Below are 16215 nucleotides of genomic sequence, written 5' to 3' on the forward strand. Positions count from 1 at the left end.
CCGTTACCTCAGTGCGTCAGACGCGCCGGCGCTTGGGCGGGCGGCATCCGTTGTGCGGGGTGGGGGTGACGTCCTGGATCGAACCCACCTCGAGGCCGGTGGCCTGGAGGGAGCGGATCGCGGTCTCACGGCCGGAGCCGGGACCCTTGACGAAGACGTCGACCTTGCGCATGCCGTGCTCCTGCGCGCGGCGGGCGGCCGACTCGGCGGCCATCTGCGCGGCGAAGGGGGTGGACTTGCGCGAGCCCTTGAAGCCGACGTGGCCGGCAGAGGCCCAAGAGATCACGTTGCCCGTGGGGTCCGTGATCGAGACGATCGTGTTGTTGAACGTGCTCTTGATGTGAGCGTGCCCGTGGGCAACGTTCTTCTTCTCCTTGCGGCGCACCTTCTTGGCGCCGGCCGTACGGCCCTTCGGAGGCATTCATTACTCCCGTGGAGGTGGTCGGTCCTACAGCGAAGACCGCTTGGGGGGCTTGGGGGGTGTCCCCCCAGAGCACACAGTGCGTCCTGCTGAGGACTACTTCTTGCCCGGCTTCTTCTTGCCGGCGATCGCGCGACGCGGGCCCTTGCGGGTACGGGCGTTCGTGCTGGTGCGCTGACCGTGCACCGGCAGACCGCGGCGGTGGCGCAGACCCTGGTAGCAGCCGATCTCGACCTTGCGGCGGATGTCGGCCTGGATCTCGCGACGGAGGTCACCCTCGGTCTTGAGGTTGTTGTCCACGTACTCGCGGATCTTGACGAGGTCTTCCTCGGCCAGGTCGCGAACACGGGTGTTCGGGTTCACGCCGGTGGCGGCGAGAGTCTGCTGCGACAGCGTCCGCCCGATACCGAAGACGTAGGTGAGGGCGACCTCCACACGCTTTTCGCGCGGGAGATCAACGCCTGCGAGGCGTGCCATTGATGTGGCTCCTGATGGCTATTCGGAGGTCTTCCGCAGCACCGTTCCCGTAAGACTCTGAAGAATTACGAGCCGGGTCCCCGGCCTCCGAGCCGGGGGTGTCGTCCCCACGCAAGCGATGCGGGGGTCGGGTGACTGCGTATGTACGTATGTGCTTGCGTCGCGCGAAAACTGCGAAATGCAGGTGGTCGGCGTGCGTCAGCCCTGGCGCTGCTTGTGGCGCAGGTTGTCGCAGATGACCATGACCCGGCCGTGGCGGCGGATCACCTTGCACTTGTCGCAGATCTTCTTGACGCTCGGCTTGACCTTCATGGGATGTGAGGTTCTCCGGGTCAGTGCCGTCACCCCACGGGAGCGGGGCGCCGACAAGATCTACTTGTAGCGGTAGACGATCCGGCCACGCGTCAGGTCGTAGGGAGAAAGCTCCACGACGACCCGGTCATCCGGGAGGATACGGATGTAGTGCATCCGCATCTTTCCGCTGATGTGCGCGAGGACCTTGTGACCGTTCTGGAGCTCCACCTTGAACATGGCGTTCGGGAGGGACTCGATCACGGTGCCCTCGATTTCGATGGCACCTTGCTTCTTGGCCACGCTTCGCCCTTCGAATCGGCTACCTTGATCGACTATCCCGCACCACGCCCTCAACCAAGAGGGCATACGGATGCACGAGAGCCGACGCGTCAGTCTACGCCAGGGCCCAGGAAAAGACGAATCCTGGATTATTGCCCATCAGGCGTGATCCTTACGCCCGGGCCGTCCGGCTCATGCCAGGGGGTCGGGCGCCGCGGTGATCCCCAGCTCGGCGAGCTTGGCCTTGCCGCCGTCCGGCGCGGTCAGCACCAGCGGGCCCTCCTCGGTCAGCGCGACCGAGTGCTCCCAGTGCGAGGACCAGCTGCCGTCGTTCGACTTGACCGTCCAGTCGTCGTCGAGGACATGGGTCTTGGCCGTGCCGAGGTTCACCATCGGCTCGATCGCGATGCAGAAGCCGGGCACCAGCTTCGGGCCGCGGCCGCGCTTGCGGTCGACGTAGTTCAGCAGATGCGGGTCCATGTGCATCTGCGAGCCGATGCCGTGGCCGCCGTAGTCCTCGACGATGCCGTACTTACCGCCGGCCGGGCGGGGCTGGCGGCGGATGTAGCCCTCGATCGCCTTGGAAATGTCGACCAGGCGGTTGCCCTTGGCGACCGCCGCGATGCCGGCCCACATCGATTCCTCGGTGACCCGGCTCAGCTCGACCAGCTCCGGCGCGTGACCGGACCCGACGAAGGCGGTGTACGCCGCGTCGCCGTGCCAGCCGTCGATGATCGCGCCGCAGTCGATGGAGATGATGTCGCCGTCCTGCAGCACCGTCTCGGCGTCCGGGATGCCGTGGACCACGACGTCGTTCACCGAGGTGCAGATCGTCGCGGGGAAGCCGCCGTAACCGAGGAAGTTCGACTTCGCACCGTGTTCGGCGAGCACCTTGCGTGCCGCGTCGTCCAGGTCCTTGGTCGTGGCGCCGGGCACCGCGACCTTCCGGGTCGCCGCGTGAATGGCGGCGACCACCAGCCCCGCCTCGCGCATCTTCGCGATCTGCTCGGGGGTCTTGATCTCCACCATGACGGCTGGCGCCTTTCCTGAACCGACTACAACGCTTGTCCGGCGGCCGTCACGACCGCCCCGTACACGATACGGCCGCGGTACCCGTTGCGGGCACCGCGGCCGTAGGCACGCCGTTCTTGCTGCTACGCGTCCCGGGACGGCAGGGCCGCCATCGCGCGCTTGGTGACTTCGTCGACCTTGCCCATGGCCGGGATGGTGACGACCAGGTCCTGGGCCTTGTAGTAGTCGATGATCGGCTCGGTCTCCGTGTGGTAGACCTCCAGCCGCTTGCGGACGGTCTCCTCGCGGTCGTCGTCCCGCTGGTACAGCTCGCCGCCGCAGACGTCACAGACGCCCTCGGTCTCCGGCTTGTTGTACTCGGCGTGGAAGACGTGGCTGCTGTCGTTGCGGCAGATGCGCCGGCCGGCGATCCGCTTGACGACCTCGTCCTCGGGGACCTCCAGGTCCAGGACGGCGTCCAGCGTGAGGTGCTTGTCCTTGAGGTACTCGTCCAGCGCCTTGGCCTGGCCCAGGTTGCGGGGGAAGCCGTCCAGGAGGAAGCCGTCGGCTGCGTCGGGCTGCTCCATACGGTCCTCGGCCATCGCGATGGTGACCGAGTCGGGCACCAGATTGCCGGCGTCCATGTATGACTTCGCCTCGCGGCCGAGGGGCGTCCCCTGGCTGATGTTGGCGCGGAACAGGTCCCCCGTGGAGATGTGCGGGATCGCGAGGTTCTTGGCAAGGTACGCAGCCTGCGTACCCTTGCCGGCCCCCGGGGGTCCGACGAGGACGATTCGCATCAGCGGAGGAACCCTTCGTAGTTGCGCTGCTGAAGCTGGCTCTCGATCTGCTTCACGGTCTCCAGACCCACACCCACGATGATCAGGATGCTTGTCCCGCCGAACGGGAAGTTCTGGTTCGCGTTGAAAAGCACCAACGCCACTGTTGGTACGAGCGCGATCAGCCCCAGGTACAGCGAGCCCGGCCACGTGATCCGGTTGAGCACGTAGCTGAGGTACTCGGCCGTCGGGCGACCAGCCCGGATACCCGGGATGAAGCCACCATACTTCTTCATGTTGTCGGCAACTTCTTCGGGGTTGAAGCTGATGGCCACGTAGAAGAAGGCGAAAAACACGATCAGCAGGAAGTACGTAACGATGTAAACCGGGTGATTTCCCTTGGTGAAGTTGGTGGCGATCCACGTCGCCCATGCCGCCTTCGACCCGCTGAACTGTGCGATGAGGGCTGGAATGTAGAGCAGCGATGACGCGAAGATGACAGGAATCACACCTGCCTGATTCACCTTGAGCGGGATGTAAGTGGACGTACCGCCGTAGGACCGGCGGCCGATCATCCGCTTCGCGTACTGCACCGGGATCCGCCGCTGAGCCTGCTCGACGAAGACCACCAGGGCGACCATCGCCAGGCCCACCGCGATCACCGCGAAGAACTCGATCCAGCCGTCGGCCAGCTTGCCGGTGAGCTTGATCTGCCACAGCGCGCCCGGGAAGCCGGCGGCGATCGAGATGAACATCAGGATCGACATGCCGTTGCCGATACCGCGGTCGGTGACCAGCTCGCCGAGCCACATGATCAGGCCGGTGCCGGCGGTCATCGTGATGACCATCGTGATGGTGGTGAAGATCGAGTCGCTGGGCACGATCTCCCTGGCGACCTGGCAGTTCTGGAAGAGCGCACCGCTGCGGGCGGTGGCCACCAGGCCGGTGCCCTGGAGGATCGCGAGCGCCACGGTCAGATAGCGCGTGTACTGGGTGATCTTGGCCTGGCCGGACTGTCCCTCTTTCTTGAGGGCCTCCAGCCGGGGGATCACGACGGTCAGCAGCTGGAGGATGATGCTCGCCGTGATGTACGGCATGATCCCCAGCGCGAAGATCGTGATCTGCAGCAGCGCACCACCGCTGAACATGTTCACCAGGGCGAACAACCCGCTGTTACCGCCGGCCTGCTTCATGCAGGTCTCGACGTTCGCGTAATTCACCCCGGGGACCGGGACATGCGCGCCGATCCGGTAGAGCACGATGATGCCCAATGTGAACAGCAGCTTCTTGCGCAGGTCGGGCGTCTTGAACGCTCGGGCGAACGCGGTGAGCACGGTGCCTCCTGCGCCTCCCGCCTGTGCGAGAGGTGACGGTCTTGAGGATCGACGAATAGTTAGCGGCCAAAACCGCACAGGCACGGCCTGTGCGGCGAACGTCCGAGGACTGGTCCCGGACAAAACAACACTGCACGCCACCTTACCGGCGACCGTACCCCCTTGGAACGACCAACCGGGGATGCCCCAATCGATGGGCATCCCCGGTCAGTTGAACCAACGAACTCAGATGAGCTCGGTGACGGTGCCGCCGGCAGCGGCGATCTTCTCCTTGGCGGACCCGGAAACGGCGTCAACCGAAACCTGAATCGCCACGGAGATCTCGCCCTGGCCCAGGACCTTGACGAGCTCGTTCTTGCGCACCGCGCCCTTGGCGACCAGATCGGCCACCGTGACCTCGCCACCCTGCGGGTAGAGCTCGGCCAGCTTGGCCAGGTTCACGACCTGGAACTGCTTGTGAGCGGGGTTCTTGAAGCCCTTCAGCTTCGGGAGGCGCATGTGGAGGGGCATCTGCCCACCCTCGAAGCGCTCCGGAACCTGGTAACGGGCCTTCGTGCCCTTGGTACCACGACCAGCGGTCTTACCCTTGGACGCCTCACCACGACCCACACGGGTCTTGGCGGTCTTGGCGCCCGGGGCGGGCCGGAGGTTGTGGACCTTCAGCGGGTTGTTCTCCGCCATGTCAGTCGACCTCCTCAACCGTCACGAGGTGGCGGACGGTGTGCACCATGCCGCGGAACTCGGGACGGTCCTCCTTGACAACCACGTCGTTGAGCCGCTTGAGGCCCAGCGAACGGAGGGTGTCGCGGTGGTTCTGCTTGCTACCGATGAAGGACTTCGTCTGCGTGATCTTGAGGTGCGCCATTACGCGGTCACCCCGGCACGCGCCCGCAGCAGAGCGGCGGGAGCAACGTCCTCCAGCGGCAGGCCACGACGGGCCGCGATCTCCTCGGGGCGCTGAAGGCCCTGAAGCGCGGTCACCGTGGCGTGCACGATGTTGATCGGGTTCGACGAACCGAGCGACTTGCTCAGCACGTCGTGGATGCCCGCGCACTCCAGAACGGCACGCACGGGGCCACCGGCGATCACACCGGTACCGGGGGAAGCCGGCTTGAGCAGGACGACGCCCGCAGCCTTCTCGCCCTGGATGGGGTGAGGGATGGTGCCCTGGATACGGGGGACCTTGAAGAAGTTCTTCTTGGCCTCTTCCACGCCCTTGGCGATGGCAGCCGGAACTTCCTTGGCCTTGCCGTAACCGACACCTACGGTGCCGTCACCATCGCCCACCACGACCAGCGCGGTGAAGCTGAAGCGACGGCCACCCTTGACAACCTTGGCGACACGGTTGATCGCGACAACGCGCTCAACGTATGCGGTCTTCTCGGCGGCAGCGCCACCGTCGCGACCCTTCCGGTCCCGCCGCTCGCCGCCACCGGCACCGCTCCCGCGGCGCTGGGGTCCAGCCATTGGATTTACCTCTCTCTGTTACGTCCGCTAGCTCCGGAACCGGGGCTTAGAACTTCAGCCCGGCTTCGCGGGCGGCGTCGGCCAGAGCGGCAATCCGCCCGGCGTACTGCTTGCCACCACGGTCGAACACGACGGCCTCGACACCGGCGGCCTTGGCACGCTCGGCGACCAGGGAGCCGACCTTCTGGGCCTGAGCGCTCTTGTCGCCCTCGCCACCACGGATCGACGCGTCCAGGGTCGACGCCGAGGCCAGCGTGTGGCCCGCGATGTCGTCGATGACCTGAGCGGTGATGCCACGGTTGGACCGCGTCACCACCAGACGCGGACGCTCCGGGGTACCCGAAATCCGCTTACGGATGCGGATGTGGCGGCGCTTCGCAGCGGCCCGCTTGTAAGCGTCGCCCTTGGCGATCTTCACACCGTATGCCATGGCTTACTTACCAGCCTTTCCGACCTTGCGGCGGATGACCTCGCCGGCGTACTTGACGCCCTTGGCCTTGTACGGGTCAGGCTTGCGCAGCTTGCGGATGTTCGCCGCAACCTCGCCGACCTTCTGCTTGTCGATGCCCTCGACGCTGAGCTTGGTCGGGGACTCGACCTTGAAGGAGATGCCCTCGGGGGCCTCGATCAGGATCGGGTGGCTGTAGCCCAGGGAGAACTCCAGGTTGGAGCCCTTCGCCTGGACGCGGTAACCGACACCGCTGATCTCGAGCGCCTTGCTGTAGCCCTGGGTCACGCCGGTGATCATGTTCGCCACCAGCGTGCGGGACAGGCCGTGCAGGGCCTTGTTCTGACGCTCGTCGTTCGGGCGGGAGACGGTGATCACACCGTCCTCACCCTTGGCGACCTCGATGGGCGCCGCGACGGTGTGCGAGAGGGAACCCTTGGGGCCCTTCACCGCGACCGTACGGCCCTCGATGGTGACGTCCACACCAGCGGGAACCTGGATGGGCAGCTTGCCAATACGCGACATTAGCTATTCCTCCGTTCCCTGGTTACCAGACGTAGGCGAGGACTTCCCCACCCACGCCCTTCTTGCTGGCCTGCTGACCGGTCAGGAGACCGTGGGACGTGGAGATGATCGCCACGCCCAGGCCGCCGAGGACCTTCGGCAGGTTGGTGGACTTTGCGTAGACCCGCAGGCCCGGCTTCGAAATCCGCTTGATGCCGGCGATCGAGCGCTCGCGGTTCGGGCCGAACTTCAGCTCGAGGACGAGGTTCTTGCCAACCTCGGCGTCCTCGACGCGCCAGCCGGTGATGTAGCCCTCCTGCTGGAGGATCTCCGCGATGTGCGACTTGATCTTGCTGTGCGGCATCACGACGGTGTCGTGGTACGCCGAGTTCGCGTTACGCAGACGGGTCAGCATGTCTGCGATGGGATCAGTCATGGTCATGAATTGGCCTTCGGCCTCTCTCGCCGGGGTTTCCTATGTGCGCCATCCCTCTCCCCGATCAGAGTCGGGACGGGTGCGGCGCGGGGACCTACGGCGTAGTAAGCGACTTTATGCGGGCTCGGCCCGCGGTCGGTCTCGGGCGGCGGGGCGCCCAAACCCTTCTACCCTACGGGAAGAAGAGGTGGGGCGCCCACCGGCCGAATGCTTACCGAGAGCCCTGGTCATCCCAATGAAGGGATTACCAGGAGCTCTTGGTCACGCCCGGCAGCTCGCCACGGTGAGCCATCTCACGAAGGCACACGCGGCACAGGCCGAACTTGCGGTAAACGGAGTGCGGACGGCCGCAGCGCTGGCAGCGGGTGTACGCGCGCACACCGAACTTCGGCTTGCGAGCAGCCTTGGCAATCAGAGCCTTCTTCGCCATCTCGCTCACGCCTCCTTGAACGGGAAGCCGAGGTGACGAAGGAGAGCGCGGCCCTCATCGTCGTTGGTCGCCGTGGTGACCACGGTGATGTCCATACCCCGGGTACGGTCGATCTTGTCCTGGTCGATCTCGTGGAACATGACCTGCTCGGTGAGACCGAAGGTGTAGTTGCCCCGACCGTCGAACTGCTTCGGGGACAGACCACGGAAGTCGCGGATGCGCGGCAGCGCGAGCGACAGCAGGCGGTCCAGGAACTCCCACATGCGGTCACCGCGGAGGGTGACGTGGGCACCGATCGGCTGGCCCTCACGCAGCTTGAACTGCGCGATGGACTTACGGGCCTTGGTGACGGCCGGCTTCTGGCCGGTGATCGTGGTGAGGTCGCGGATGGCGCCCTCGATCAGCTTGGAGTCGCGGGCGGCGTCGCCCACACCCATGTTGACCACGATCTTGGTCAGACCGGGGATCTGCATGACGTTCTCGTACGAGAACTCGTCCTTCAGCTTCCCGGCGATCTCTTCGCGGTAGCGCGTCTTCAGACGCGGCGCGTTGGTGGTGGCAGTCATCAGATGTCCTCACCGGTCCGCTTGGCAACGCGGATCTTGTTGCCCTCGTCGTCGAAGCGGTATCCGACGCGGGTAACGACCTTGTTGCCGTCCTTCTCCACAACCAGCTGAACATTGCTGACGTGGACAGGGGCCTCGGTCGTCACGATGCCGCCGGTCTTCGAACCACGAGCGGTCTGGCCGGCCTTGGTGTGCTTCTTGACCCGGTTGACACCCTCGACCAGGACACGGTCCTCGCGGGGGAAGGCCTGGATGACCTTGCCCTGCTTGCCCTTGTCCTTACCGGTGATGACCTGGACCAGGTCGCCCTTCTTGATCTTCATCGGTTACAGCACCTCCGGCGCGAGCGAGATGATCTTCATGAACTTCTTCTCGCGCAGCTCCCGGCCCACGGGGCCGAAGATGCGGGTGCCGCGGGGGTCGCCATCGTTCTTGAGGATGACGGCCGCGTTCTCGTCGAAGCGGATGTACGAGCCGTCCGGACGGCGGCGCTCCTTGACGGTGCGAACGATGACCGCCTTGATGACGTCACCCTTCTTCACGTTGCCACCGGGGATCGCGTCCTTCACGGTGGCGACGATGACGTCACCGATGCCCGCGTAGCGGCGACCGGAACCACCGAGAACACGAATGCAAAGGATTTCCTTCGCACCAGTGTTGTCGGCGACACGCAGTCGCGACTCCTGCTGGATCACGTCTATCTCCTGTTTGTCTGCCGGTTCCCGGCAGGGGCTTTCCTCTGACGAGTGGGCCCCTGCCGAGCCTGGCGGAACTGTTCCTAGGGGGTCCCCCTAGGAGGGATTACTTGGCCTTCTCGAGGATCTCGACGATGCGCCAGCGCTTGGTGGCGGACAGCGGCCGGGTCTCCATCAGGAGGACGCGGTCGCCGACGCCGGCAGCGTTCTGCTCGTCGTGCGCCTTGAGCTTGTTGGTACGGCGGATGACCTTGCCGTACAGCGCGTGCTTGACGCGGTCCTCGACAGCGACGACGACAGTCTTGTCCATCTTGTCGCTGACGACGAGACCCTCACGGGTCTTGCGGAAACCGCGCTCGTTCGTCTCAGTCACATTCTTCTCGCTCATCAGGCGCTCTCCACCGTCTCGATGCCCAGCTCGCGCTCACGCATCAGGGTGTAGATCCGGGCGATGTCCTTACGGACGGACTTGAGCCGACCGTGGTTCTCAAGCTGTCCGGTCGCCGCCTGGAAGCGGAGGTTGAACAGCTCCTCCTTGGCCTCACGAAGCTTGCCGACGAGGTCCTCGTCATTCAGCTCGCGCAGCTCGGTCGCCTTGATACCGGCCGCCATCACGACTCACCTGCCTCGCGCCGCACGATGCGGCACTTCATCGGAAGCTTGTGGGCGGCGCGGGTCAGCGCCTCCTTGGCAACCTTTTCGTTCGGGAAGGACAGCTCGAACATCACCCGACCGGGCTTGACGTTCGCGACCCACCACTCCGGAGAACCCTTACCGGAACCCATGCGGGTTTCGGCCGGCTTCTTCGTGAGCGGGCGGTCCGGGTAAATGTTGATCCAGACCTTGCCGCCACGCTTGATGTGACGGGTCATCGCGATACGAGCGGACTCGATCTGACGGTTCGTCACGTAAGCCGGGGTGACGGCCTGAATGCCGTACTCACCGAAGGCCAGCTCGGTGCCACCCTTGGCCATACCGCTGCGCTTCGGGTGGTGCTGCTTGCGGTGCTTGACCCTGCGAGGGATCAGCATGTCGGTCAGGCCTCCGTTCCGGGGGTCTCCGCCGGAGCAGCGGCAGCGGCCTCGGCCTTGGGGGCCTCGGCAGCGGCGGTCTGCTGCGGCTTGCGGCCACCACGGCCGCCACGCTCGCCACCGCGGCGCGGGCGGTCGTTGCCGCCACCGCGGGCCGGGCGGTTACCCGCACGGGCGGCAGCGTTCTCGGCACGCACCTCGGCGATGTTCTTGACGTCGCCCTTGTAGATCCAGACCTTCACACCGATGCGGCCGAAGGTGGTCTTGGCCTCGAAGAAGCCGTAGTCGACGTTCGCACGGAGCGTGTGCAGGGGCACACGGCCCTCGCGGTAGAACTCCGAGCGGGACATCTCGGCGCCGCCGAGACGGCCACCACACTGGATCTTGATGCCCTTGGCGCCGGCCTTCATCGTCGACTGCATGCTCTTACGCATGGCGCGACGGAAGGAGACGCGGGAGGACAGCTGCTCGGCGACGGCCTGGGCCACGAGCTGAGCATCGGTCTCGGGGTTCTTGACCTCGAGGATGTTCAGCTGGACCTGCTTGCCGGTCAGCTTCTCCAGCTCGCCGCGGATGCGGTCGGCCTCGGCGCCGCGGCGGCCGATGACGATGCCCGGACGAGCGGTGTGGATGTCAACGCGGACGCGCTCACGGGTGCGCTCGATCTCCACCTTGGAGATACCGGCGCGCTCCATGCCCTTCGTCATCATGCGACGAATGGCGACGTCTTCCTTGACGTAGTCCTTGTACAGCTTGTCGGCGTACCACCGGGACTTGAAGTCCGTCGTGACGCCGAGCCGGAACCCGTGCGGGTTTACCTTCTGGCCCATTACCGGGTTCCTTCCTTGCTGCTGACGACCACGGTGATGTGGCTGGTCCGCTTGCGGATCCGGTAGGCACGGCCCTGAGCACGCGGACGGAACCGCTTCAGGGTCGGGCCCTCGTCGACGTAAGCCTCGCTGATGACCAGCGTGGAGGCGTCCGTGTGGTCGTAGTTGTGTGCAGCGTTGGCAATGGCGCTGTCCAGCACCTTGCCAACCGGCACGCTCGCGGCCTGCGGGGCGAAACGCAGGACCGCCTGAGCCTCCGTGGCATCCATGCCACGGATAAGGTCCACCACGCGGCGGGCCTTCATGGGCGTGACGCGGATGTACCGCGCCTGGGCCCTGGCTTCCATGGTTGTCCCTTCGGTGTCAGTCATAGTCTTCGCACTCCGCCGATCAACGACGCCGCGACTTGCGGTCGTCCTTCTCGTGGCCGCGGAAGGTGCGGGTCGGCGCAAACTCGCCGAGCTTGTGGCCGACCATCGACTCGGTGACGAACACCGGGACGTGCTTGCGGCCGTCGTGCACCGCGATCGTGTGGCCGAGCATGGCCGGGACGATCATGGAGCGGCGGGACCAGGTCTTGATGACGTTCTTGGTGCCGGCATCGTTCTGAACATCCACCTTCTTGGAAAGGTGGTCGTCGACGAAGGGCCCCTTCTTGAGACTGCGCGGCATCTAAACCCGCTCCTAGCGCTTCTTGTTCGTCTTGCGGCGGCGGACGATGTACTTGTTGCTGGCCTTCTTCGGCGAGCGAGTACGACCCTCCTTCTGACCCCACGGCGAGACCGGGTGGCGACCACCGGAGGTCTTGCCCTCACCACCACCGTGCGGGTGGTCGACGGGGTTCATCACGACACCACGCACCGTCGGGCGGACGCCCTTCCAGCGCATACGGCCGGCCTTGCCCCAGTTGATGTTCGACTGCTCGGCGTTGCCGACCTCGCCCACAGTGGCGCGGCAGCGGACGTCGACCAGGCGGATCTCACCGGACGGCATGCGCAGGTGGGCCATGCGGCCCTCCTTCGCCAGCAGCTGCACGGAGGCACCGGCCGAACGGGCGAACTTCGCACCGCCGCCCGGACGCAGCTCGATCGCGTGGATCGTCGTACCCACGGGGATGTGGCGCAGCGGCAGGTTGTTGCCCGGCTTGATGTCGGCGCCAGGGCCGTTCTCAATCCGAGCACCCTGGACCAGGCCACGGGGCGCGATGATGTAGCGCTTCTCGCCGTCTGCGTAGTGCAGCAGCGCGATGCGCGCGGTGCGGTTCGGGTCGTACTCGATGTGCGCGACCTTGGCCGGCACGCCGTCCTTGTCGTGACGACGGAAGTCGATCACTCGGTAGGCGCGCTTGTGGCCACCGCCCTGGTGGCGAACGGTCACACGACCGGCGTTGTTACGGCCGCCCTTGCTGTGCAGCGGGCGGACCAGCGACTTCTCCGGCGTGGACCGCGTGATCTCGACAAAGTCGGCGACGCTGGAGCCACGACGGCCCGGGGTCGTCGGCTTGTACTTGCGGATACCCATTTCTCAGTCCTCGTCCGATTCCGGACGACTCGGACTCCGTTAGGAGACCGGGCCGCCGAAGATGTCGATACGGTCGCCCTCGGCGAGGGTCACGATGGCGCGCTTGGTGTCTGCGCGCTTGCCGTAACCGGTGCGGGTGCGCTTGCGCTTGCCCTGCCGGTTGATCGTGTTGACCCCGGTGACCTTGACCGAGAAGACCGCCTCGACGGCCTGCTTGATCTGGGTCTTGTTCGAGCCCGGCGCGACGATGAACGTGTACTTGTTCTCGTCCAGCAGGGCGTAGCTCTTCTCCGAGACAACCGGCTTGACGAGAACGTCGCGCGGGTCCGAGAAGGTCTTGCTGGTGACGACGGCCTCACTCATCAGGCGTCGCTCCCTTCGGTCTCAGCGGCCTTGGGGCCAGACACGAAGGACTCGAAGGCGGCCTTGGTGAAGACCACGTCGTCGGAGACGAGCACGTCGTACGTGTTCAGCTGGCCCGGCTCCAGGATGTGAACCTGGGGCAGGTTGCGGGCGGACAGCCACGCGGCCTCGTCGCTGCGCTCGGCGACCAGGAGCACGTTCTTGCGCTCGCTGACCTTGCCGAGGAGAGTCTTGGCGGCCTTGGTGGAGATGTCGCCCTCGACCACGCCGGCAACGACGTGGATACGGCTGTTGCGGGCCCGGTCGGTGAGGGCACCGCGCAGGGCGGCAACCTTCATCTTCTTCGGGGTCCGCTGGCTGTAGTCACGCGGCACGGGGCCGTGAACGATGCCACCGCCGGCGAACTGCGGCGCACGGGTCGAACCCTGGCGCGCGCGGCCGGTGCCCTTCTGGCGGTACGGCTTCTTGCCACCGCCGCGGACCTCGCCGCGAGTCTTGGTCTTGTGCGTGCCCTGACGGGCAGCGGCCAGCTGCGCGACAACGACCTGGTGGATCAGCGGAACGCTGACCTTGGCGTCGAAGATCTCCGTGGGGAGCTCGACGCTACCGGCCTTGTCGCCTGCCGGCGAAAGGATGTCAATGGTGCTCATCGGTTACCTCAGGCCCCCTTGGCCGCGGTACGGACCAGGACGAGGCCGCCGTTCGGACCAGGAACTGCGCCCTTGATGAGCAGCAGGCCCTTCTCCGCGTCAACGGCATGGACGGTCAGGTTCTGGGTGGTGACCCGCTCATTGCCCATACGGCCGGCCATCCGCATGCCCTTGAACACGCGGCCCGGGGTGGCGCAGCCACCGATGGAGCCAGGCTTACGGTGCACGCGGTGGGCACCGTGGGAGGCCTTGCCGCCATGGAAGCCGTGACGCTTCATGACACCGGCGAAGCCCTTGCCCTTGCTCTTGCCGGTCACGTCCACCTTGACGCCGGACTCGAAGGTCTCAGCGGTCAGCTCCTGGCCGAGGGTGTACTCGCCGGCGTCGGCGGTACGGACCTCGACGAGGTGACGACGGGGGGTGACGTCGGCCTTCGCGAAGTGGCCCTTGAGGGGCTTGTTCACCTTGCGCGGGTCGATCTCGCCGAAGGCGATCTGGACGGAGTCGTAGCCGTCCTGGTCATTGGTGCGCACCTGGGTAACGACACAGGGGCCGGCCTTGACCACAGTGACCGGGACGACACGGTTGTTCTCGTCCCAGACCTGGGTCATGCCGAGCTTCTCGCCCAGGATGCCCTTGATCTGCTTAGCCATCTCTTCCGCGCCTCTCAGAGCTTGATCTCGATGTCAACGCCGGCCGGAAGGTCCAGGCGCATCAGCGAGTCAACGGTCTTGGGCGTCGGGTCGAGGATGTCGATCAGGCGCTTGTGCGTGCGCATCTCGAAGTGCTCGCGCGCGTCCTTGTACTTGTGCGGCGACTTGATGACGCAGTACACGTTCTTTTCAGTGGGCAGCGGCACCGGGCCCGCGACCGACGCACCAGTACGGGTCACCGTCTCGACGATCTTCTTCGCCGAAGAGTCGATGACCTCGTGGTCGTAGGCCTTGAGCCGGATGCGGATCTTCTGTCCCGCCATGGCTACTCAGTAGTCCTGTCTCTCGAAACGCTCTGGGACCCGATGCGCTGTGCTCCCTGGGAAACACTGTTCTTCTCCGACCCACGCGGTCGGGCGTGTCGCACCCCTTCCCGTAAATCTCCATAAAGGAGATCCTTCAGAAGGAGTCGGCAGGGGAAGAACACCCACCGGGCGCCTGGTCGAGGCACCCCGCTGACGCTTCCCGGAAGATTCCCGTATTTCCGACCCTGAAAAGGGGCGACGAATACCTGGGACTCGCTTCCGGTCCTCCCGGCGGGAGGCGCGCAGCATCGGCACTCAACCGAGCAACCTGGACAGTGTGCCACACCTGGGACGCGTAAGGCTAATCGGGGCCCAACTGTCAAGGAGCCCCGCCCACCTGACGGCGGACAGGGCTCCTCGTCGTGCTTTTCCGGGGCAAGCGCCCCGGACCCCCGGCCCGAAGGCCGGGAGCTACCGGATCAACCGGATCAGCGAAATTACTTCGTGATCTTGGTGACCTGGCCGGCGCCGACGGTCCGGCCACCCTCACGGATGGCGAACTTCAGGCCCTCTTCCATCGCGACGGGCTGGATGAGCTCAACGGTCATCTCAGTGTTGTCGCCCGGCATGACCATCTCGGTGCCCTCGGGGAGGGTCACCACGCCGGTCACGTCCGTGGTACGGAAGTAGAACTGCGGGCGGTAGTTGTTGAAGAACGGGGTGTGACGGCCGCCCTCGTCCTTCGACAGGATGTACGCCTGGGCCTCGAACGAGGTGTGCGGCGTGACCGAGCCCGGCTTGATGATGACCTGGCCGCGCTCGACGTCCTCGCGCTTGATGCCACGGAGGAGCAGACCGACGTTCTCACCGGCCTGGCCCTCGTCGAGGAGCTTCCGGAACATCTCGATGCCGGTGACCGTGGTGGTGGTCTTCTCGGTCTTGATGCCGATGATGTCGACGGTCTCGTTGACCTTGAGGACACCACGCTCGATACGACCGGTGACAACGGTGCCACGGCCGGTGATCGTGAAGACGTCCTCGATCGGCATCAGGAACGGCTTGTCGACGTCGCGCTCGGGCTGCGGGATCGACTCGTCGACGGCGGCCATGAGCTTGAGGACGGAGTCGCCCCACTCCTTGTCGCCCTCGAGCGCCTTGAGCGCCGAGACCTTGACGACCGGAACGTCGTCGCCGGGGAACTCGTACTCGGAGAGGAGCTCACGGACCTCGAGCTCGACGAGCTCCAGGATCTCCTCGTCGTCCACCATGTCGGCCTTGTTCAGGGCGACAACGATGTACGGAACGCCGACCTGGCGGGCCAGGAGCACGTGCTCCTTGGTCTGCGGCATCGGGCCGTCGGTGGCGGCAACCACGAGGATGGCGCCGTCCATCTGCGCCGCACCCGTGATCATGTTCTTGATGTAGTCCGCGTGACCGGGGCAGTCGACGTGGGCGTAGTGACGGTTCTCCGTCTGGTACTCGACGTGCGCGATCGAGATCGTGATACCGCGCTGGCGCTCCTCAGGAGCCTTGTCGATCTGGTCGAAGGCCGAGGCCTCGTTCAGGTCCGGGTACGCGTCGTGCAGCACCTTGGTAATGGCGGCCGTGAGGGTCGTCTTACCGTGGTCAATGTGACCGATGGTGCCGATGTTGACGTGCGGCTTAGTCCGCTCGAACTTCGCCTTCGCCACTGGTTCCTCCTGAAGTGGTTCTGTACGCCT

The 16215-nt window shown here is 65.6% G+C and carries 29 protein-coding genes; all 29 read right to left on the reverse strand.

Annotation, left to right across the window (positions count from 1 at the left end; all coding sequences use genetic code 11):
* Positions 1-16: 16 nt before the first annotated feature.
* Entirely contained in the window at positions 17-421 is a 405-nt protein-coding gene (rpsK, locus tag CP981_RS17265) for a 30S ribosomal protein S11 (RefSeq protein WP_004571845.1), read from the reverse strand.
* 96 nt (positions 422-517) lie between these two features.
* A complete protein-coding gene (gene rpsM, locus CP981_RS17270; protein ID WP_018090888.1) occupies positions 518-898 on the reverse strand; it encodes a 30S ribosomal protein S13 in 381 nt (126 codons plus the stop codon).
* Positions 899-1096: 198 nt separating this feature from the next.
* Positions 1097-1210 (reverse strand): 50S ribosomal protein L36, encoded by a 114-nt coding sequence (gene rpmJ, locus CP981_RS17275; RefSeq protein WP_003956441.1) that lies wholly within the window; start codon positions 1208-1210, stop codon positions 1097-1099.
* 60 nt (positions 1211-1270) lie between these two features.
* Positions 1271-1492, reverse strand: coding sequence for a translation initiation factor IF-1 (infA, locus tag CP981_RS17280; protein ID WP_003956442.1), 222 nt, complete (start codon positions 1490-1492; stop codon positions 1271-1273).
* A gap of 171 nt (positions 1493-1663) precedes the next feature.
* Entirely contained in the window at positions 1664-2500 is an 837-nt protein-coding gene (gene map / locus CP981_RS17285) for a type I methionyl aminopeptidase (RefSeq protein WP_085925693.1), read from the reverse strand.
* 125 nt (positions 2501-2625) lie between these two features.
* Positions 2626-3282: an adenylate kinase gene (locus CP981_RS17290; RefSeq protein ID WP_085925692.1), complete on the reverse strand. Its 657-nt coding sequence runs from the start codon at positions 3280-3282 to the stop codon at positions 2626-2628.
* The gene (gene secY / locus CP981_RS17295) at positions 3282-4595 is read right to left on the reverse strand and encodes a preprotein translocase subunit SecY (RefSeq protein ID WP_085925691.1); all 1314 of its coding nucleotides are present in this window, start codon (positions 4593-4595) and stop codon (positions 3282-3284) included. Before secY ends, CP981_RS17290 begins: the two co-directional genes overlap by 1 nt.
* 225 nt (positions 4596-4820) lie before the next feature.
* On the reverse strand, positions 4821-5276 hold the full coding sequence (rplO, locus tag CP981_RS17300; RefSeq protein WP_085925690.1) for a 50S ribosomal protein L15: 456 nt from the start codon (positions 5274-5276) through the stop codon (positions 4821-4823).
* A gap of 1 nt (position 5277) precedes the next feature.
* The gene (gene rpmD / locus CP981_RS17305; RefSeq protein ID WP_030074796.1) at positions 5278-5460 is read right to left on the reverse strand and encodes a 50S ribosomal protein L30; all 183 of its coding nucleotides are present in this window, start codon (positions 5458-5460) and stop codon (positions 5278-5280) included.
* Positions 5460-6062: a 30S ribosomal protein S5 gene (rpsE, locus tag CP981_RS17310; RefSeq protein ID WP_006604888.1), complete on the reverse strand. Its 603-nt coding sequence runs from the start codon at positions 6060-6062 to the stop codon at positions 5460-5462. The genes rpmD and rpsE overlap by 1 nt, the downstream gene beginning before the upstream one ends.
* 46 nt (positions 6063-6108) lie before the next feature.
* Positions 6109-6492: a 50S ribosomal protein L18 gene (rplR, locus tag CP981_RS17315; RefSeq protein ID WP_085925689.1), complete on the reverse strand. Its 384-nt coding sequence runs from the start codon at positions 6490-6492 to the stop codon at positions 6109-6111.
* A 3-nt stretch (positions 6493-6495) separates the two neighbouring features.
* The gene (gene rplF / locus CP981_RS17320; protein ID WP_085925688.1) at positions 6496-7035 is read right to left on the reverse strand and encodes a 50S ribosomal protein L6; all 540 of its coding nucleotides are present in this window, start codon (positions 7033-7035) and stop codon (positions 6496-6498) included.
* A gap of 22 nt (positions 7036-7057) precedes the next feature.
* Positions 7058-7456 carry a 30S ribosomal protein S8 gene (rpsH, locus tag CP981_RS17325; RefSeq protein WP_006604885.1) on the reverse strand — a complete coding sequence of 133 codons (399 nt, stop codon included), beginning with the start codon at positions 7454-7456 and terminating at the stop codon, positions 7058-7060.
* Positions 7457-7694: 238 nt separating this feature from the next.
* Positions 7695-7880, reverse strand: coding sequence for a type Z 30S ribosomal protein S14 (locus CP981_RS17335; RefSeq protein WP_003956452.1), 186 nt, complete (start codon positions 7878-7880; stop codon positions 7695-7697).
* Positions 7881-7885: 5 nt separating this feature from the next.
* Positions 7886-8446 carry a 50S ribosomal protein L5 gene (gene rplE / locus CP981_RS17340; RefSeq protein WP_016571061.1) on the reverse strand — a complete coding sequence of 187 codons (561 nt, stop codon included), beginning with the start codon at positions 8444-8446 and terminating at the stop codon, positions 7886-7888.
* The gene (gene rplX, locus CP981_RS17345; protein WP_006604883.1) at positions 8446-8769 is read right to left on the reverse strand and encodes a 50S ribosomal protein L24; all 324 of its coding nucleotides are present in this window, start codon (positions 8767-8769) and stop codon (positions 8446-8448) included. The genes rplE and rplX overlap by 1 nt, the downstream gene beginning before the upstream one ends.
* A gap of 3 nt (positions 8770-8772) precedes the next feature.
* Positions 8773-9141, reverse strand: a complete 369-nt coding sequence (gene rplN, locus CP981_RS17350) for a 50S ribosomal protein L14 (protein WP_003992364.1) — start codon at positions 9139-9141, stop codon at positions 8773-8775.
* 106 nt (positions 9142-9247) lie between these two features.
* A complete protein-coding gene (gene rpsQ / locus CP981_RS17355; RefSeq protein ID WP_006604882.1) occupies positions 9248-9529 on the reverse strand; it encodes a 30S ribosomal protein S17 in 282 nt (93 codons plus the stop codon).
* A complete protein-coding gene (rpmC, locus tag CP981_RS17360) occupies positions 9529-9753 on the reverse strand; it encodes a 50S ribosomal protein L29 (protein WP_030074787.1) in 225 nt (74 codons plus the stop codon). The genes rpsQ and rpmC overlap by 1 nt, the downstream gene beginning before the upstream one ends.
* Entirely contained in the window at positions 9753-10172 is a 420-nt protein-coding gene (gene rplP, locus CP981_RS17365) for a 50S ribosomal protein L16 (protein WP_006604880.1), read from the reverse strand. The genes rpmC and rplP overlap by 1 nt, the downstream gene beginning before the upstream one ends.
* 5 nt (positions 10173-10177) lie before the next feature.
* The gene (gene rpsC / locus CP981_RS17370; protein ID WP_085925687.1) at positions 10178-11002 is read right to left on the reverse strand and encodes a 30S ribosomal protein S3; all 825 of its coding nucleotides are present in this window, start codon (positions 11000-11002) and stop codon (positions 10178-10180) included.
* Positions 11002-11349, reverse strand: a complete 348-nt coding sequence (gene rplV / locus CP981_RS17375; protein WP_009997296.1) for a 50S ribosomal protein L22 — start codon at positions 11347-11349, stop codon at positions 11002-11004. The genes rpsC and rplV overlap by 1 nt, the downstream gene beginning before the upstream one ends.
* 43 nt (positions 11350-11392) lie before the next feature.
* A complete protein-coding gene (gene rpsS / locus CP981_RS17380; RefSeq protein ID WP_018090899.1) occupies positions 11393-11674 on the reverse strand; it encodes a 30S ribosomal protein S19 in 282 nt (93 codons plus the stop codon).
* 12 nt (positions 11675-11686) lie between these two features.
* Positions 11687-12523, reverse strand: a complete 837-nt coding sequence (gene rplB / locus CP981_RS17385; RefSeq protein WP_042155863.1) for a 50S ribosomal protein L2 — start codon at positions 12521-12523, stop codon at positions 11687-11689.
* 39 nt (positions 12524-12562) lie between these two features.
* A complete protein-coding gene (gene rplW, locus CP981_RS17390) occupies positions 12563-12886 on the reverse strand; it encodes a 50S ribosomal protein L23 (protein WP_085925686.1) in 324 nt (107 codons plus the stop codon).
* Positions 12886-13536 (reverse strand): 50S ribosomal protein L4, encoded by a 651-nt coding sequence (rplD, locus tag CP981_RS17395; protein WP_085925685.1) that lies wholly within the window; start codon positions 13534-13536, stop codon positions 12886-12888. Before rplD ends, rplW begins: the two co-directional genes overlap by 1 nt.
* Positions 13537-13544: 8 nt before the next feature.
* Complete coding sequence (gene rplC / locus CP981_RS17400; protein ID WP_042155856.1) at positions 13545-14189, reverse strand: 50S ribosomal protein L3; 645 nt, start codon at positions 14187-14189, stop codon at positions 13545-13547.
* 14 nt (positions 14190-14203) lie between these two features.
* Positions 14204-14512 (reverse strand): 30S ribosomal protein S10, encoded by a 309-nt coding sequence (gene rpsJ, locus CP981_RS17405; protein ID WP_014054162.1) that lies wholly within the window; start codon positions 14510-14512, stop codon positions 14204-14206.
* A gap of 479 nt (positions 14513-14991) precedes the next feature.
* The gene (gene tuf / locus CP981_RS17410; protein WP_006604872.1) at positions 14992-16185 is read right to left on the reverse strand and encodes an elongation factor Tu; all 1194 of its coding nucleotides are present in this window, start codon (positions 16183-16185) and stop codon (positions 14992-14994) included.
* Positions 16186-16215: the final 30 nt, after the last annotated feature.

The sequence above is a fragment of the Streptomyces platensis genome (assembly GCF_008704855.1).
In the GTDB taxonomy this organism is placed as follows: domain Bacteria; phylum Actinomycetota; class Actinomycetes; order Streptomycetales; family Streptomycetaceae; genus Streptomyces; species Streptomyces platensis.

What these genes read in the sequence shown, in the direction of transcription:
- rpsQ (WP_006604882.1), bottom strand. Translation starts at nt 9,529, where the DNA reads ATGAGCGAGAAGAATGTGACTGAGACGAACGAGCGCGGTTTCCGCAAG.
- rpsK (WP_004571845.1), bottom strand. Translation starts at nt 421, where the DNA reads ATGCCTCCGAAGGGCCGTACGGCCGGCGCCAAGAAGGTGCGCCGCAAG.
- rpsM (WP_018090888.1), bottom strand. Translation starts at nt 898, where the DNA reads ATGGCACGCCTCGCAGGCGTTGATCTCCCGCGCGAAAAGCGTGTGGAG.
- CP981_RS17335 (WP_003956452.1), bottom strand. Translation starts at nt 7,880, where the DNA reads ATGGCGAAGAAGGCTCTGATTGCCAAGGCTGCTCGCAAGCCGAAGTTC.
- rplD (WP_085925685.1), bottom strand. Translation starts at nt 13,536, where the DNA reads ATGAGCACCATTGACATCCTTTCGCCGGCAGGCGACAAGGCCGGTAGC.
- rplC (WP_042155856.1), bottom strand. Translation starts at nt 14,189, where the DNA reads ATGGCTAAGCAGATCAAGGGCATCCTGGGCGAGAAGCTCGGCATGACC.
- rpsE (WP_006604888.1), bottom strand. Translation starts at nt 6,062, where the DNA reads ATGGCTGGACCCCAGCGCCGCGGGAGCGGTGCCGGTGGCGGCGAGCGG.
- rplR (WP_085925689.1), bottom strand. Translation starts at nt 6,492, where the DNA reads ATGGCATACGGTGTGAAGATCGCCAAGGGCGACGCTTACAAGCGGGCC.
- rplW (WP_085925686.1), bottom strand. Translation starts at nt 12,886, where the DNA reads ATGAGTGAGGCCGTCGTCACCAGCAAGACCTTCTCGGACCCGCGCGAC.
- rplV (WP_009997296.1), bottom strand. Translation starts at nt 11,349, where the DNA reads ATGGAAGCCAGGGCCCAGGCGCGGTACATCCGCGTCACGCCCATGAAG.
- rplO (WP_085925690.1), bottom strand. Translation starts at nt 5,276, where the DNA reads ATGGCGGAGAACAACCCGCTGAAGGTCCACAACCTCCGGCCCGCCCCG.
- CP981_RS17290 (WP_085925692.1), bottom strand. Translation starts at nt 3,282, where the DNA reads ATGCGAATCGTCCTCGTCGGACCCCCGGGGGCCGGCAAGGGTACGCAG.
- rplE (WP_016571061.1), bottom strand. Translation starts at nt 8,446, where the DNA reads ATGACTGCCACCACCAACGCGCCGCGTCTGAAGACGCGCTACCGCGAA.
- rplF (WP_085925688.1), bottom strand. Translation starts at nt 7,035, where the DNA reads ATGTCGCGTATTGGCAAGCTGCCCATCCAGGTTCCCGCTGGTGTGGAC.
- rpsH (WP_006604885.1), bottom strand. Translation starts at nt 7,456, where the DNA reads ATGACCATGACTGATCCCATCGCAGACATGCTGACCCGTCTGCGTAAC.
- rpsS (WP_018090899.1), bottom strand. Translation starts at nt 11,674, where the DNA reads ATGCCGCGCAGTCTCAAGAAGGGGCCCTTCGTCGACGACCACCTTTCC.
- rpsC (WP_085925687.1), bottom strand. Translation starts at nt 11,002, where the DNA reads ATGGGCCAGAAGGTAAACCCGCACGGGTTCCGGCTCGGCGTCACGACG.
- rpsJ (WP_014054162.1), bottom strand. Translation starts at nt 14,512, where the DNA reads ATGGCGGGACAGAAGATCCGCATCCGGCTCAAGGCCTACGACCACGAG.
- rpmD (WP_030074796.1), bottom strand. Translation starts at nt 5,460, where the DNA reads ATGGCGCACCTCAAGATCACGCAGACGAAGTCCTTCATCGGTAGCAAG.
- rplP (WP_006604880.1), bottom strand. Translation starts at nt 10,172, where the DNA reads ATGCTGATCCCTCGCAGGGTCAAGCACCGCAAGCAGCACCACCCGAAG.
- map (WP_085925693.1), bottom strand. Translation starts at nt 2,500, where the DNA reads ATGGTGGAGATCAAGACCCCCGAGCAGATCGCGAAGATGCGCGAGGCG.
- rpmC (WP_030074787.1), bottom strand. Translation starts at nt 9,753, where the DNA reads ATGGCGGCCGGTATCAAGGCGACCGAGCTGCGCGAGCTGAATGACGAG.
- rpmJ (WP_003956441.1), bottom strand. Translation starts at nt 1,210, where the DNA reads ATGAAGGTCAAGCCGAGCGTCAAGAAGATCTGCGACAAGTGCAAGGTG.
- rplX (WP_006604883.1), bottom strand. Translation starts at nt 8,769, where the DNA reads ATGAAGATCAAGAAGGGCGACCTGGTCCAGGTCATCACCGGTAAGGAC.
- rplB (WP_042155863.1), bottom strand. Translation starts at nt 12,523, where the DNA reads ATGGGTATCCGCAAGTACAAGCCGACGACCCCGGGCCGTCGTGGCTCC.